Source organism: Mycobacterium nebraskense (genome assembly GCF_002102255.1).
In the GTDB taxonomy this organism is placed as follows: Bacteria; Actinomycetota; Actinomycetes; order Mycobacteriales; family Mycobacteriaceae; genus Mycobacterium; species Mycobacterium nebraskense.
In genome coordinates this window covers 1-16049 of the sequence record NZ_LQPH01000101.1, presented here as the reverse complement: position 1 = coordinate 16049, position 16049 = coordinate 1, and the positions used below count along the sequence as shown (strand labels likewise).

General features: G+C 65.5%; 12 protein-coding genes and 1 pseudogene. 9 read left to right on the top strand and 4 right to left on the bottom strand.

Annotated features, from left to right (window positions below):
* Positions 1-23: 23 nt before the first annotated feature.
* From AWC17_RS10655 to AWC17_RS10645, 3 genes are all read left to right on the top strand, one after another.
* Positions 24-653 carry a cysteine hydrolase family protein gene (locus tag AWC17_RS10655; protein ID WP_085164615.1) on the top strand — a complete coding sequence of 210 codons (630 nt, stop codon included), beginning with the start codon at positions 24-26 and terminating at the stop codon, positions 651-653.
* A gap of 73 nt (positions 654-726) precedes the next feature.
* A complete protein-coding gene (locus AWC17_RS10650; RefSeq protein ID WP_085164613.1) occupies positions 727-2037 on the top strand; it encodes a diaminopimelate decarboxylase family protein in 1311 nt (436 codons plus the stop codon).
* Positions 2034-2873, top strand: coding sequence for a rhomboid-like protein (locus AWC17_RS10645; RefSeq protein ID WP_046182020.1), 840 nt, complete (start codon positions 2034-2036; stop codon positions 2871-2873). The genes AWC17_RS10650 and AWC17_RS10645 overlap by 4 nt, the downstream gene beginning before the upstream one ends.
* Here AWC17_RS10645 and AWC17_RS10640 read toward each other — a convergent pair.
* A complete protein-coding gene (locus tag AWC17_RS10640) occupies positions 2800-4833 on the bottom strand; it encodes a glycoside hydrolase family 172 protein (RefSeq protein WP_085164611.1) in 2034 nt (677 codons plus the stop codon). The genes AWC17_RS10645 and AWC17_RS10640 overlap by 74 nt on opposite strands.
* A gap of 1243 nt (positions 4834-6076) precedes the next feature.
* Between AWC17_RS10640 and AWC17_RS33820 the strand changes: the two genes are divergently transcribed.
* Entirely contained in the window at positions 6077-6205 is a 129-nt protein-coding gene (locus tag AWC17_RS33820) for a hypothetical protein (RefSeq protein WP_269432115.1), read from the top strand.
* 399 nt (positions 6206-6604) lie between these two features.
* Here AWC17_RS33820 and AWC17_RS34160 read toward each other — a convergent pair.
* Positions 6605-6682: pseudogene (locus AWC17_RS34160) on the bottom strand (hypothetical protein); the annotation flags it as partial.
* A gap of 233 nt (positions 6683-6915) precedes the next feature.
* On the opposite strand from AWC17_RS34160, the gene AWC17_RS10625 reads away from it, so the two are divergent.
* The 4 genes from AWC17_RS10625 to fadD12 all read left to right on the top strand — a co-directional run bounded on the left by AWC17_RS10625 (position 6916) and on the right by fadD12 (position 12040).
* Positions 6916-7743 (top strand): lysophospholipid acyltransferase family protein, encoded by an 828-nt coding sequence (locus AWC17_RS10625; RefSeq protein WP_085164624.1) that lies wholly within the window; start codon positions 6916-6918, stop codon positions 7741-7743.
* Positions 7744-8001: 258 nt separating this feature from the next.
* Complete coding sequence (locus tag AWC17_RS10620) at positions 8002-8847, top strand: alpha/beta fold hydrolase (protein ID WP_231588337.1); 846 nt, start codon at positions 8002-8004, stop codon at positions 8845-8847.
* A gap of 109 nt (positions 8848-8956) precedes the next feature.
* The gene (locus AWC17_RS10615) at positions 8957-10393 is read left to right on the top strand and encodes a WS/DGAT/MGAT family O-acyltransferase (RefSeq protein WP_085164609.1); all 1437 of its coding nucleotides are present in this window, start codon (positions 8957-8959) and stop codon (positions 10391-10393) included.
* A 9-nt stretch (positions 10394-10402) separates the two neighbouring features.
* A complete protein-coding gene (fadD12, locus tag AWC17_RS10610) occupies positions 10403-12040 on the top strand; it encodes an acyl-CoA ligase FadD12 (protein WP_085164608.1) in 1638 nt (545 codons plus the stop codon).
* Positions 12041-12302: 262 nt separating this feature from the next.
* Here the strand turns inward: fadD12 and ligD are convergent, their stop codons facing one another.
* Complete coding sequence (gene ligD, locus AWC17_RS10605; protein ID WP_085164607.1) at positions 12303-13340, bottom strand: non-homologous end-joining DNA ligase; 1038 nt, start codon at positions 13338-13340, stop codon at positions 12303-12305.
* Positions 13341-13366: 26 nt separating this feature from the next.
* On the opposite strand from ligD, the gene AWC17_RS10600 reads away from it, so the two are divergent.
* Positions 13367-14437 carry an ATP-dependent DNA ligase gene (locus AWC17_RS10600; RefSeq protein ID WP_047323716.1) on the top strand — a complete coding sequence of 357 codons (1071 nt, stop codon included), beginning with the start codon at positions 13367-13369 and terminating at the stop codon, positions 14435-14437.
* Here AWC17_RS10600 and AWC17_RS10595 read toward each other — a convergent pair.
* Entirely contained in the window at positions 14434-15969 is a 1536-nt protein-coding gene (locus AWC17_RS10595) for an HNH endonuclease signature motif containing protein (RefSeq protein WP_047323717.1), read from the bottom strand. The two genes, AWC17_RS10600 and AWC17_RS10595, sit on opposite strands and share 4 nt — an antisense overlap.
* Positions 15970-16049 lie beyond the last annotated feature (80 nt).

Sequence of the window (16049 nt, the reverse complement as noted above, 5' to 3'; positions counted from 1 at the left end):
CGTCGACAAGGGATGATGGCCGCGTGACGTATAGCAAGGACACCACCGGGCTGGTGTTGATCGATCCGTACAACGACTTCATCTCCCCCGGCGGCAAGGTGTGGGATCGCTTGAAGGGCGTCATCGAGAGCAACGACTGCGTCACGCACATGAAGCAGGTGCTCGACGCCGCCCGAGCCGCGAATATCCGCGTGTTCTACGCGCTGCATCGCCGATACCGCCCCGGCGATTACGAGACGTGGAAATACGTTGCGCCGGTGCAGAAGGCGGCGTGGTCGCGCAGGACCTTCGAGTTCGGCACCTGGGGGGGCGAGCTTCGTGACGGGTTCGAACCCCAACCCGGCGACGTCGTCGCCCATGAACACTGGTGTTCAAGCAGTTTCGCCAACACCGATCTGGACCTGCAGCTCAAACGGCACGGCATTCAGCGGCTCATCGTCATGGGTCTCATCGCCCACACGTGCCTGGAGGCCACGGTTCGATACGGCGCGGAGCTCGGCTATGACGTCACCGTTGTGCGCGACGCAACAGCGGACTACTCGGACGTCGAGATGCGCGCCGCGCTCGAGGTGAACATCCCGAATTACGCCACCGCGATCGTGCCCGCGGACGAGGTGATGGCCTCGATCGCGCCCAGTGTTCCGAATCTGTGAAGATTTGCCGCCCCGGTGTGAAGGCTTCGTTAAGAACGCGGCACGCCCGCGATCGGACCGGCACCGTGGAGGGATGACGCTCTTCGAGCTGCTTCCGTCGCTGAAGCACGGGCTGAACCCGCACCTCGATCGTGCGATCTGGCCGCTGAGCGCCTACGTCGACGACCTGGGCCGACTGTGCGTCGGCGACGTGGCCGCCGACGATATCGCCGCCGAGTTCGGCACCCCCACCTACGTGGTGGACGAGGAGGATTTTCGGGCCCGCATCCGCTGCTATCGCGCTACGCTCCCCGACGCCGAGCTGATTTACGCCGGCAAGGCGCTGTTGAGTGTCGACGTCGCCCGCTGGGCCGCAGACGAAGGGGCCGGCGTGAACGTCTGCTCGGCCGGCGAGCTGGCCACCGCGCTGGCGGCCGACGTCCCGCCGTCACGGATCGTCCTGGACGGCGTCATAACCGCGGCCGAGCTGTATGACGCGGTCGCCGCCGGCGTCGGTCGAATCGTCGTCGACTCACCGAGCGAGATCTCGCTGCTCGCCTGCCGGGTGCGTCACCGTCAGCGCGTTCTGGTGGGGGTCATCCCCGACGTCGGGGTGATCGACCAGAAATTCGGCTTCGCGCTGTCGGGCGGCCAGGCGGCCGGCGCCCTAAGGCGTGTTCTGGACCAGCCGTGGCTGGATCTGGTGGGGCTGCACTGCCGGCTGGGGTCGCACCTCACCGACGCCTCGCTCTACGGTGCGGCGATCAGCCAGATGATCGGCGTGATGGCCGAGGTCCGCGACCGCCATCGGATCGTGCTCACCGAACTCAATCTCGGCGGCGGACATGCGGTCCCGTACCTTTCGGGCGACCTGGAACTCAACCTGCGCTCGCTCGGGTCCGCCATCGACGGCGCGCTGGAATCCGCTTGTGCAAAGCACGAATTCCCTCGCCCTCGAATCGTGATCGAGCCCGGCCGGGCGATCGCCGCGCGCGCAGGAATGACCCTGTGCCGGGTGATCGCCGTCAAACGACAGCCCGGCGGGCGCACCTTTGTCGCGGTGGACGGCAGCGCGGGCGACAACCTGGGGAACCGAGGCGCGAAATACACGGTGGCACTGGCCAATCGGCACCGGCCAGCGGTGACCGCACCCGTCACCGTCGTGGGCCGGCATGGCGACGGCGACGAGATCGCCCGCGACGTCGAGCTGCCCGCAGACATCCACCCCGGGGATCTGCTGGCGGTGGCGTGCACCGGCGCCTACCAGCACTCGACGGTGCCGAGCCACAGCCTGTTGGGCCGCCCGCCGCTGGTCGCGGTCTCCGGGGGCAAGTGTCGTGAACTGGTGCGCCGGGAAACCGTGGCCGACCTGCTCGCCCGCGACCGCGGCTGGGATGGCCGATGACAGTGCCCAGCACCGACGTTCGTGCCCGCGCCGACCGCTTGCGTGTCACGGCGGCGTACGCCGTCATGCTGCTTGCCGTCTCCGTCACCCTGACGGCGTTGGGTGCGCACACCCGCGCGGCGGTCGTCAGCGAGATGAGCACCAACCTGCATAACCTGGCGCACGGCCACCTGGGCACCTTGGTCGGTAGCGCGTTCGTCAGCGACGGCGGCGGCGTCTATCTCTGGCTGCCGGGGTTGGTGTGCCTGCTGGCGCTGGGCGAACTCGCCTGGCGCGGCAGGGGTTTGCTGATCACCTTTGCGGTTGGTCATATCGGCGCCACCGTGATCGTTGCGGTGGGGCTGGTCGCCGCGGTGGAGACGGGATGGCTGCCGTTCTCGGTTGCGCACGCCACCGACGTCGGGATCAGCTACGGCGCGGTCTGTGTGCTGGGCGCCCTGACCGCATCGATACCGTTGCGCTGGCGTCCGGCCTGGGTCGGTTGGTGGCTTGGCATCGCATTGGTGGCAACGTCTGACGCGGACTTCACCGCGTTCGGTCACGTGCTGGCGCTGCTCCTTGGCATGGGCTTGTCGTTCCGGTTGCCTTCGATCGCGCGCTGGACGCCGGTGCACGCGACCTTGCTCGTCATCGGCGCCGCCTTCGGCTATTTCGTCCTGTCGGGATGGTCGTCATCGGCGGCTATCGTCGGCGGGTTGACCGGCGTGGTGATCGCCACCCTCCTCGCCAGTCGGGTGATGCGGGCTACCGCTGCCCAATCGGTCAACCCGTCAATGTTTCGATCTGGTAGCGGCTCGCCGTCCACGGCGGCGAGTCGGGCGCAGGCGTCAGGGTGATGGTCAGCTGCGCTTTGCCCGCGGTCAGCGATTGCGGCAAGAGGTACGTGTCATCGAGCCAGCGGTGAAAAGTGTTGCCGCGCGGCTGTAGCCACTTCCCGACGGGAACGCCGTCGATGGCGACGTCCGCCGATTGGAAACCGTCCCCTTGATCCGACGTCCTGCGCAGCAGGATGCCGCGGTTGTCCGGGTCGGTTTCGACGTGAAACGTGATCGCGGCGTTGGTGACCCGGACCGACCCGATGACCGGACGGGTGTCTTCGTTGCCTTCGTATGCGCTGACCAGCAACTGATCCGTGGCGTCGGTGTCGGTGTAGCCGTGCAGGAGTCGGCTGACCGGATCGGCGGGGCGGACGTCGTCGCCGGGCGCAAGAGTGTCATCGGGTTGCGTGTAGAGGAAAGCGGTTGAGCTGTAGTCGGGTTGGACCATATTTCGCTTGCCGTGCTCGATGCCGAACCGGATCGCAGAGTGGTAGTCGATGGCGTCCGCGAGCATGAGCCGATAGACGGCGACGCAGTAGTCTGCGCAGCCCCCGGTGGCCGTGCGCTGGTCGGGTTGTCCGGTGAGCGGGTCGCTGAAGCGGGTGCCGTCCTTGAAATACCAGCCACCCTCGTAGAGGTCCTCGGTGCCGGTCCCATACCACTGGGGCGATCCGGTGCCGTCCGTGTACACGCGCTCGGCCCCTTCGAGAAAGTATGGTGCGGCGTCACTGAACGCGGTCCTGATTCGAGAACCGCGAATGGTGTGGCTGACGCCGACGAATTTCCCGTGGCCCTGTTCGTCGGCGAACAACCAGTCCTGGCCCGGGATCGTCGGCGCGGCATGCGAGCGAGCGGTGAAATAGCCGGCACGGCCGCCGGCCAACGCCGCAGCCCACTGGGCGTCGGGGGCGGTCGTCACGTCGCTGTCGATTCCGGGGACGAGATTGTCGGTGGTGTTCACGAGCGTGACGCGAGCCTCGTGGGCGAACGGCATGGGCCACCACGCGAACAACGACAACGGCCCCCCTGGCTCCGGGATCGCGGCGAACATCAGCGATCGCACGCTACTGGCGCCCAACCCGGCGCCGAAGAACTCCCCGAGTGGGGAGTCGACCATGGTCCGGCCGTCGAACTCCATCTGCAACCGCAAGCCGCTCAGCAGTTGATCCGTCGGTTCTGGCAGTTGTAGGTGTAGCGCCGAGATGCTACCCGGACCGGTCGATTCCGCGATCGTCACCCCGGCGCCGGCGGGCAGCTCGACAATCCTGTTGTCGTGAGCCGCCGCGGGTGCTGCCGGTTTTGGGTCGGCGGTGCCCGCGGCGCGCAGCGTGGCGAGCACGTCGAGCGCGGGGTCGGAGGGCGAGAACGTGGTCACGCCCTCCGCCGTCGAGAATTGGCGGTAGTCGACGTGGTAGTACTCAAGATTCGCTGCGATGCTGATGCGCATCGACTGCCGGTAGGGCATCGGCACCTTGATGTACACCCCGCCCGGCGACTGCGCCGCGTTGGCCACCAGCGGCCATTCGAATGGCGCCCCCAGCCCACCATCGACCACCGATTGCAGGGGAGCTTCGAGCACAGTCCGTCCGTCCAATTCGACGCGGATGTTTCCGATCCGGGTCACCTTGCCGCCGTCGCGGGTGAACCAGATCGAATCCACCTCGCCGGCACCGCGGTCCTCCGCGACGACGCAGCCGGCGCCGCCGAACGCCAGGCAACCGCCGGTGCCGTTGTGGTTTCCGGTGGAGAGGTCGAAATCACCGCCACTGCGATCGAAGCTGGAGAGTTGCAGGGCCTGTGTGTCGGTGCGCAGGTACGGCAACCGGTCCAGCCGGCGATAGGTGTCCCAGCCGACCAGCCTTTCGCCGGCGCCATTCCCGATTGGCTCTGCGAAGGCTGCGGCTGCGGAGGTGACACCGGCGGCCGCCGACAGCGCGAAGGCCAATGTTGCGCACCACGCACGAATAGCCACTGGCATAGCAACAAAGCTTACTTTTCCCGGTCGCATTGACCGGATTTGGAATCTAATGACGGCGCCAGCTGCGTAGGGGCTCACATGAAATGTATTCAAGCTGTTGGCAGTTCGAGAAGAGCAGACCGCAATTGGCACGAGCAAATCCGCCCGCGCGGTCAGTGTGGTCGTTCAGACAGCCTACCGAGTTCGCCGTGCGCATTGCAATGGGCATGACGAAACCGGGAGACGCGAACAGCGGCCGCGAATCTACCGGCCAAACCCGTATCTCGTTTCCCCCGAACACGTTTCCCAGCGCCCTGCATTGTTTGAAATGTAGGTCGGGTCGTGTGCTGATACAAATATCATCGCGTCTTCTGGCCTCGCGGAAGATTTTGGGAAATGAATGCATATCCGCGCACCAGCCGCTCATCAATGACGTATCAGCCCATATGCGGGGTGGTTCGGCGGAAGGCTATGCTCCACTTCAATCAATTGACGTAGACCGCTGCAAATTTGGTGAATCCCATAGCATTCCGCGTTGCACTCACGTAACATAGCTCCCCTCGGGCGTACATCTCTCCTCTAACGGACGGAGTGGTTCATGTCTCGTTTGAAGTACAAGCTTGTTCTCGGCCTGGTCCTGGCCTTCACCGCTACCGCAGCCTCGGGATGCACATTTCCCGTGACCATCGATTGCGGACCTAACCTGACCTGCACGCCGTAGAGCTGCCCGGCAGCCGTCGGGGGTGACGCTGCTGGCACGTTCTACTTGGTACGGCCCACTTTTGGACCTATCGAGTGGCATCGTTATTTGCCTAAGCGTGCCAGTCAGCGTACCGACCAGCTGTCGCGTGACTTCGTGAAGGTACTTGGTTATCAAGCAGTTTCACGTGCTTAGTGCTTCGCGTTGATCGATGCCGTCTTTACGTACAAGCTGGCACCTAACGACCCACTCTGGGTTGGTGCGCATACTTGATACTTCGGAGCCGAAACCCGTTGGGCCCGAATATCAGACGAGTTCGGACGAGTGATTGGTGCGGCCGCGCCGTGGCCCAAAGTCACCTCGTCCGTCACTGTGACGGATTTCCGTTTGCCTTGTGGCACAAGGGGATCAAGCCCGGTGTGTTTCGACGTTGAGCTGATCCCCGCCGTCAATCAGTTGACGCAAATCGTCGCAAATTTGTTGAATCCCTTATCATCCCGGATCGCGCGCACGTAATATAACTCGCCTCGGGCGAAACATTTCTTCTCAACGAACGGAGTGTTCATGTCTCGTTTGAAGTACAAGGTCGTCCTCGGGCTGGTCCTGGCCTTCACCGCATTGACAAGCTCCGGTTGCACGCTGCCGACCATCTCGTGCACCGGTTCAGCCACCGGAATCACCTGCACGCCGTAGAGCTGCCCGGCGGCCGTCGGGGGTTGCGCTCCTGGCACGCTCTACTTGGTAACGGCCGGCTTTTAGGCCTGTATCGAGTGCATCGTTGATGGCGTGGGCGTGCCAGGCAGCGTACCGACTCCACGGTCGCGTGGTCTTGAAAGCACTTTGCTGCCAAGCGCTGTCGTATAGCTGACACATCATCCAAAGACCTCGCTGCCTTCGCGCGCATGCTTGATACTTCGGTGTGCCGCCGTGCCGAATCCCGCTAGCCCCGAAATGGTTCATAGTCTGGGCAGGGCTTTATGCGGCCTCCGCTAGACCAGCTGCGACCGCCACTGCGACAATTCTCATTAGGTCCTGTGCCACACGGGAATTACGACCAGGACAGTTCATCACACCGCCGTGACCCGATTCGTCTCACTTCGTCTCGTTATCCTTCTTCAAGTCCGTATCCCGGCTGGGCTGAACTCGTTTCGGTTCGCCGGGCATCTTCGGGGTGCCACCGCGTCGGTGATCATGCTCAGATGCAGTGCCGCAGCATGCGAGTATCAGCCATGCGGCATGTTGTCGGGCGAGTTCTCGCCCGTTTCCGACCGGGTGGGCTGACCGGCTGACCCGAGCCCGGGCTCTGCCCATGCTGCTCATACGACAGTCGACCTTGAGCGGATTCTGTGCATGGGCCCGACTGGAGCGCCGACCGAGCCGACGACGGAGTTAGGGTGATGGCGATGGCCGACGAACAAACAATCAACGGGTCGGAGAGCGCTGACTGGCTGGCGCTCCGGGATGCCGCCTACGTCGGGAGGCTGATGCCGCTGCTGCGGCTGGCGGTGAAGCTCTACTTCCGCTCCGACGTCCAGGGGCTGGAGAGGATCCCCGAAGGCGGTGCGCTTTTGGTATCCAACCACTCCGGCGGCCTTGTCCCAATGGACGTCCCGGTGGTTGCTGTCGCCGTCTACGACCACTTCAGCGCCGAGCGCCCCTTCTATGTTCTCGCCCATGACGGGCTGCTGATGGCGGGTGGAAAGTATGTCCTCGGCCGAGCTGGTTTTCTCCCGGCCAGCCGGGAGAGCGCCATTGCCGCCCTGCGGGCGGGCGCGACGACGATCGTGTTCCCCGGCGGGGACTACGACGTGTTCCGGCCGACCAAGGACGCCAACAGGGTCGACTTCGGTGGCCGCAAGGGGTACGTCCGCACCGCGCTGGACGCCGGCGTGCCGATCGTCCCTGTTGTCAGCATCGGTGGTCAGGAGCAGTATCTGTTCCTCAGCCGCGGCGAATGGCTGGCCCGGCTGCTTCGTCTCGACAAGTTGCTGCGGCTGAAGATCGCCCCGATCATCGTCGGCATTCCGTTCGGGCTCACCTCCGGCTATGTACCCAACTTGCCGCTGCCGGCCAAGATCGTCACCCGGGTGCTCGAGCCGATCTGTGTCGAAGAAGAGTTCGGGCCGAATCCCGACATTGATATTGATGAGGTGGACCGCGCCATACGCACGCGGATGCAGGCCGCCCTAGACGAACTGGCTCGGGAGCGGCGGTTCCCCGTCATCGGGTGAGAACCAACGCGGTCACAAGAAGGAGATCGCGGTCCCAAAGTTGCGCACCGCTGGCACTGATCTCCGCAGCCCGCAGAACGCGGGCTTGGCCGGCCGATGTGGCGACGCCGGTGCGGTGGTAGCGCTGGTCATTCCGCGATATCTGCATGCGTCGCGATGGTGGTGTGCTGTAATCGCGGCATCGACGACCGTCCTCGCCTACGCGGCTTGCCACTACCGAGGCTCCCCCGGGTCCCGTCGCTTGCTGCTGTTGGGGATGTGTCAGCTGGTCGGATCGTCGACCTGCCCGGGCGGGGCAGCACGTATGTGATCGACTCCGGGCCCCAGGACGGGCCCACGTATGTTCTGCTGCACTCGCTGGCCTGCACCGGGCTGATGACCTGGTATCCGGCGCTGGACGTCATAAGGTGCTTCGGTCGGGTGGTGGTGTTCGACCAGCGCTGGCATGGCCAAGGCATCTCCTCGCCGAGATTCTTGCTCGAAGACTGCGCCGACGACGTTGTCGCGTTGGCCGACGCGCTGGGAATTGAAACCTTCGTGCCGGTTGGCTACTCGATGGGATCACTGGTCGCCCAGTTGATTTGGAAGCGGCACCGAGAGCTCGTCGACGGGCTGGTGCTGTGCGCAGCCACGACCGGGGTCACGCGCGCAAGTCACGAACGGCTGGCCACCGGCATCTTCGCGGCGCTTGTCGACGCGTTCATTCCGCCACCGACGCGGGCCGCGCTTCCGCCGGCACCTTCGGCAGCCGACACCGTATTCGGCGTTCCCCAATGGTTGTTCAACCAGGTCCGCACCACCAGCCCGGGTGCGATAACCAGGGTCGCCGCCGAGATCACCCGGTTCAACTCGACCCACTGGATCAGCGATATCGACGTGCCGACGTCGGTACTGATCACGCTGCGCGACCGCATCTTCTCAGCGCGACGCCAGCGCTGGCTGGCCAGCCAGATACCCGAAGCTCACACCGTGACGGTCGACGCCGGGCACGCCGGTTGCACGCTGCAATCTGACAAGTTCGTGCCGGGGCTCCGCGAGGCGATCAGTTTGGTGCACCGCCGGGTCCAGGTCGGCGCGTTCTCATCGACCGCGGCCCCAGGGTAATCAGACATCTCGCGACCGGAATTGAGTCGAAGCGCTGAGCTGAACAGCCAAACCGCGGTTAACTACCCGCGGACGCTGTCGTCCGGGTCAGGTAAGGATGGGGTGCGCAATGAAGCGACTCAGCGGCTGGGATGCGTTGTTGTTGTACAGCGAAACGCCCAACGTCCACCAGCACACGTTGAAGGTGGCCGTGGTCGACACCTCAGACTTCGAGGGAGAGCCCGGCTTCGACACGTTCCGCCAAGTACTGCGCCGCCGCCTGTGCGGCCTGGAACCGCTCCGCTATCAACTGGTCGACATCCCGTTGCACCTACATCCACCCACGTGGCTCGAAGAGGCGGAGATCGACCTGGACTATCACGTGCACCGGGTGGAGGTGCCTGCCCCTGGCGGTCGCCGTGAACTTGATCAGGTAATCGGCGAGATCGCCAGCACGCCCTTGGACCGCCGCCGTCCGCTGTGGGAGATGTACTTCGCCGAAGGCCTGGCCAACCACCGGGTCGCGGTGATCGGCAAGATCCACCACGCGCTGGCTGACGGTGTCGCATCGGCGAACCTCATGGCGCGTGGAATGGAGTGGCCAGACTCCATCCAGGAGGAGGGTGAGCTGAACGCTGCTCATACGCTGCCGTCGAAGGCGGAGCTGCTCCGCGAGGCCGGGCGAAGCCATCTGAACCACCTCGCAAACCTGCCGCGAGTGGTTCGAGACGGCGCAACCGGCATGTACCGGCTCCAGCGGCGGACGCGGGAGCGCCTTAGGGACCCGAAGTTCGCACCCCATTCCGGCCCGCCCCCGACCTTCATCAACCACCGGCTGTCGCCGCAGCGGACCTTCGCCAGCGCGACACTGTCGCTGGCCGAGGTCAAGGAGACCAGCAAGCATCTCGACGTCACCATCAACGACATGGTGTTGGCGACGGCCGCGTGCGGCGTGCGCGAACTGCTGCTGCGCTACGACGGCTGCGCGAACCAACCGCTCATCGCCGAGGTGCCAGCCGCCACCGACACCTCGCCGGATCGGATCAGCGGCAATGCGCTGAGCTCCATGCTGGTGTCGCTGCCCGTGCACTTTGGCGATCCGTTGGAACGCGTGCGGCTGACCGGTGCGGCGACCCGGATCGCCAAGGAAAACCAGAAGCTGTTGGGCCCGAACACGATAGCGCACTGGCTGGACTACGTGCCTCCGATCGCAGAGCAGGCCACGTTCCGGTGGCTGTCGAGGCGGCGGGCGCCCAATCAGCTGATCAACGTGATCGTGTCCAGCGTGGCAGGCCCGCGGCATCGGGGCCGCATCGCCGGTGCAGTGGTAGACGAGATCTACTCGGTGGGTCCGGTGGCCGCCGGTGTCGGGCTGAACATGACGGTGTGGAGCTACGCCGACCAACTCAACATCTCGGTACTCTCCGACGACCAGACACTCAAAGACACCCACGAGGCAACCGACGCGATGATCCACGCGTTCACCGACATCCGCTCGGCGGCGGGCTTTCCCCCGCCGCTGACTGAAGTCGCCACGGCGATGCCACAAGCCACCGCTCTCGGTTAGGAATTTTCGATGCTGGACCCCGTACGCGAGACCCGCGAGCTGGTCGCCACGTTCCGCCGCGCGAGGTTCATCGCCGCGCTGCGGCCGGACAAGTACGTGCGTATCGCCGCGGCGGCGCGGCGCGAGGGCCCGACGGAAACCTTGGGTTTCGCGATCGCGGCACGGCGCTGCCCGCAGCGGCCAGGCTTGATCGACGAGCTTGGCGCGCTTACCTGGCGCCAGCTGGACGAGCGATCCGATGCCCTGGCGGCCGCATTGCAGACGCTGCCCGGGGGAACCCCGGAAAAGATCGGCATCATGTGCCGCAACCACCGCGGTTTCGTCGAGGCACTGGTTGCGGTCCACCGCATCGGCGCTGATGTCGTGCTGTTGAACACCTCCTTCGCGGGACCGGCGCTCGCCGAAGTGGTGGAACGTGAAGGTATCGATGTCGTCATCTATGACGAGGAGTTCGGCCCCGCGCTCGACCGCGTCCTCGCCGACAATCCCGGCGTCAGAAGGGTCCTCGCGTGGACGGATGACCCGGCTAACCATGAGGTGACCGTAGAGAAGCTGATCACCGCACACACCGGTCGGCGGCCAAAACGCGCCCGCCGCAGGGGCAGGCTGATCCTGCTGACCGCAGGCACCACGGGTACGCCCAAGGGCGCCAAGCGCTCCGGCGGTGGCCCCAAGGAGCTGAAGGCGGTGCTCGACCGGACCCCGTGGCGCGCCGAGGAGACCACGGTGGTGGTGGCACCGATGTTCCACGCGTGGGGCTTTTCCCAACTGATTCTGTCGGCGATGCTGGCATGCACGGTCATAACCCGCCGCAAGTTCGATCCAGAAGCGACGCTGCAGCTCATCGACCGCTACCACGCCACTGGACTTTCCGTGGTGCCAGTGATGTTCGACCGGATCATGGACCTGCCCGACGACGTGCGGAAGAAATACAGCTGTCGCTCGCTGCGGTTCGCTGCCGCGTCGGGCTCACGGATGCGTCCCGACGTGGTCACCAGGTTCATGGATGAGTTCGGTCCCGTGATCTACAACAACTACAACGCGACCGAGGCGGGCATGATCGCGACCGCCACACCGGCAGACCTGCGTGCCGCGCCGGACACCGCCGGCACGCCCGCCGAGAACACCGAGATCCGGATCCTCGACGGCAAATTCCAGGAGTTGCCCGCTGGTGAGATCGGCAGCATCTATGTGCGCAGCTCCACACAGTTCGACGGCTACACGTCGGGCCAGAGCTCGAAGTTCCACGCGGGGTTCATGTCCTCCGGCGACGTCGGCTACCTCGATAAGGCCGGCCGGCTGTTCGTGGTCGGTCGCGATGACGAGATGATCGTCTCCGGTGGCGAGAACGTGTATCCGATCGAGGTGGAGACGACGCTGGCGGCACATCCCGAGGTGGCCGAGGCGGCGGTACTCGGCGTGGATGACGAGCAGTACGGCCAGCGGCTGGTCGCGTTCGTGGTGCTCGAGCCGGGCGCATCGGCGACGCTGGACACGCTGAAGCAGCATGTGCGGGAGAACTTGGCCAACTATAAGGTGCCGCGCGACATCGTGATTCTCGACGAGTTGCCCCGTAGCAGCACCGGTAAGATTATCCGTTTCGACCTGCGGGCACGCGTCGCCGCCGTGACGGGCAAGGGGGGTTAGCACGCGGCTAGGTTGCTTGTCTTTAAACAAGACTCGAGGTTTCCCTGGACGCAGGGGCGACGAGGTTCGACCCAGACGCTTATTTCTGTAGGAAATTGATAGCTGCGCAATGTCACCGACGTTTCTCCACAGGTGACGAGGGAGAATTAGTGCCGTCATCCTCGGCACCAGGATCGTGGCCGCATGCCTTCAGAAACTGGGCCGCGACCAACTGACTCAGCTGATGGCGACCGGGGCCACTCATGCTAAGCGGACTTCGGCCTTACTCGCGAATATTTTCCCTCTTCAGATCCGTATCCCGGCTCGGCTGTACACGTTTCGGCTCACCGGGCATCTTCGGGTAGTTCGGCGGGTACGGCATGTCGCCGAGCCCGCGCTCTTCGTCCGCCTCGGCCATCTCCAGCAAAGGAGCGATCGATTGCGCCACGTCATCCATTGCGGCCCAGGGATCCTCGCGGCCCTTCACCAGGTCGGGGACGGTCGCCATGGTGTAGTCATCCGGTTCCGCGTCGGCCAGCTCGTCCCATGTCAGCGGCGTCGACACCGTCGCGAGCGGGGTGCGCCGCACCGAGTAAGCCGACGCCATGGTGCGGTCCCGGGCGTTCTGGTTGAAATCGATGAAGATGCGCTCGCCACGCTGCTCTTTCCACCACGACGTGGTGACCGAATCGGGCGCGCGCCGCTCTACTTCACGGGCCAGCGCGATGCCGGCGCGGCGCACTTCGATGAAATCCCAGTCCGTGGCGATCCGCAGGAAGACATGGATCCCGCGACCGCCGGAGGTCTTGGGGTACCCCACCAGACCGAGCTCGTCGAGCAACGGCCGCAACACGTCGACCGCGACCGTGCGCGCCTGCTCGAATTCGACCCCGGGCTGCGGATCAACGTCGATGCGCAACTCGTCGGGATGGTCGGTGTCCGGGCAGCGCACCTGCCACGGGTGCAACGTGATGGTGCCCATCTGTGCCGCCCAGACGATCGCGGAGGGGTGCGTCACCTTCAGCGCGTCGGCGGTGCGTCCCGAGGGAAACGTCACCCGGCAGGTCTGCAGGTAGTCGGGATGGTGCCGCGGAATCCGCTTCTGGTAGATCTCCTCGCCGTCGATGCCGTCCGGGAAGCGCTGCAGATGGGTGGGCCGGTCGCGGAGCGAGTCGAGCATCGGGCCGCCCGCCACGGCGAGGTAGTACTCGACGAGCCGCCGCTTGGTGCCTTTCGAGCCCAACTTGGGGAAATAGACCTTGTCCGGACTGGTCAGGCGCACCGCAATACCGTCGACGTCGAGCTCTTCTGCAGCAGCCATACCATCGATTCCAGCACAATCGGCTTATGGACCTACCCGTCATGCCCCCGGTGTCGCCGATGCTGGCCAAATCGGTGCGGTCAATTCCGCCCGATGCGTCATACGAACCCAAATGGGACGGTTTCAGGTCCATCTGTTTCCGTGACCGCGATGAAGTGGAGCTGGGCAGTCGCAACGAGCGGCCCATGACGCGCTACTTCCCCGAGTTGGTGGCCGCGGTCCGGGCGGAACTCCCCGAGCGCTGTGTGATCGACGGGGAGATCGTCATCGCCACCGACCACGGCCTGGATTTCGAGGCACTGCAACAACGCATCCACCCGGCGGATACGCGGGTGCGGATGCTCGCGGAGACGACGCCGGCGTCCTTCGTCGCGTTCGACTTGCTCGCCCTCGGCGACGACGACTACACGCGGCGACCGTTCAGCGATCGGCGCGCGGCCCTCGTCGACGCGTTGGCGGGCTCCGGCCGGTCGATCCATGTCACGCCGGCCACCACCGATCTCGATATCGCGCAGCGCTGGTTCGACGAATTCGAGGGGGCGGGCCTCGACGGAGTCATCGCCAAGCCGCTGACCGTTACCTATCAGCCCGACAAGCGCGTCATGTTCAAGATCAAGCACGAGCGGACCGCCGACTGCGTGGTCGCCGGCTATCGCGTACACAAGTCCGGCGGCGACTCGATCGGCTCGCTGCTGCTCGGGCTCTACCAGGACGATGGCCAGCTCGCGTCCGTCGGTGTGATCGGTGCCTTTCCGATGGCCGAACGCCGGCGCCTGTTGGCCGAGTTCCAGCCGCTCGTCACCGATTTCGAAGACCACCCGTGGAATTGGGCCGCCCACGAGGCCGGCGAACGAACGCCGCGCAAGAACGAGTTCTCGCGCTGGAATGCCGGAAAGGATCTTTCGTTCGTGCCGCTGCGACCGGAGCGCGTCGTCGAGGTCCGCTACGACCACATGGAAGGCCGACGTTTTCGGCACACCGCGCAGTTCAACCGGTGGCGACCGGACCGCGACCCCCGCTCGTGCACATACGAACAACTCGAACAGCCGGTCACGTTCAGCCTCGGTGACATCGTGCCCGGCCTGGGATCGGATTAGAAGGGTGGCGGCTCGTTGCGTTCGGCGATGTGGGCGGCGTTGAGCGCGCGTTCGGCATCGATGCGGCGGGCTCGGTCTTGTCGCCGGGTCCGGCGGCGTTTGGGCATCATGACGCCGCGATCGCCAGAAGACCGATATGTCATTGAGGCAGTTAGTAATTCACCCGTCGGCACGCATAGCGCGGGAAACAACAGGCGGCTGCCCGGACGGGTGGTGTAGATCTGCCCGGTCGGCGATGTCCAAACCACGGTGCCGTCCGGCCGTTGCTCGTCACGCCAACCCGTCCAGAAGGTCTTCAGAAGGTGATGTTTCCGGCACAGGCACTTGAGGTTGGACGCGTGGGTGGGCCCCAGCGGGTACGGCACCGTGTGGTCGATGTCGGCGAACTCGGCGGGTCGATCGCAACCGGGGAACCGGCACGTCATGTCCCGGCATCGGATGAACCGCTCCAGCTCGGCCGATGAGCGATAACCAGGCTCCGGCTTTGCGTTGACGGGATGGCACACCGGCCGCACTTTCGCGCCGCCACGGACCAGCTCGGCGACCTGAGCCAGCATTATCACGCCGCCGCCGGCGATCAGCGCCGGCGGCCGGGGGTCCGGGACATCGGGCTCGGGATCGGGCGTCAGCGCCTCCGCGAGGGTCGTCTGGTCTGTGATGGGCCTTCGCGCCGGTTGGCCCGCCATGTGCGGGTCCGGGTTGGCGTCCAGTGTCGACGCGTCCGCAACGACGTGGATGACCACGCCGGCGGCCCGCTCGTCCTTGTCGGTGCCGGCCAGGCAGTACGCATTGCCGCAGCCGCACGCGAGCCGGTTCGCGCCGGCGGCCAGGGCTCCCAACGCGTCGGCGCGGCGTTGGGCGACGGTGCGCGGATCGTCTTCACACACATCGTGAGCCATTTGCAGCAGGCGCCGGTCCAGCGCGGCCGCATCGTGCGCGTAGAGCCGGCCCCACAGGGCGGCGGTGCCCGACTCGCCATCGGTCTGATCGACGACGACGTCACGGCTGCGCGCACTGGCGCGGGTCCTCCGCAACGCCCCCGGATCGTGTTGGTCCACCACCGCATCGATCGCCTGCGCGGTCTTGTTCGCCGACATCGGCCCGAACCGCATCGCCTCTTCGGCCAAGGCGGTGTCGACCAACCGCAGCGTGTCAGGGTCGTTAATGAGGTCGGTGTGCCAGACGATGGCCGCCGCCAGCCGGGCGCTGATCGTGCCCTCGGCGAACAGCGCCGCCACCTGCGGGAGCCGGTTGCGCAGTGCCGCAGCGAAGTACATCTGCCCCGAGGCCATGGAGTGGCTGATGTTTTGCGCGGCAGCGACTTCCGCAGCCATGGCATCCCAGTTGTCGCACGACCAATAGGCGGAGCTCGTGGGTCCGTCGGCGCGGCGGTGCACCAGCTCCGCGATGGCCGCCAGCCGGCGCGCCGCGGCCGCCGCCTCCACCCGTGCGCAGTCGGCGATCGCGGCCGCGACTTCCGCGTCGCCGGCGCGCGCCAGCTCCTCGACGGTCGGCAACGCAATATCGAACATACTTACTGCTTATCTGCTTAAGTGGACTTACGCTGGTCGGTGTGGATTTTGCTGGTGTGAGTCCGGTTGGCGGGATGGAT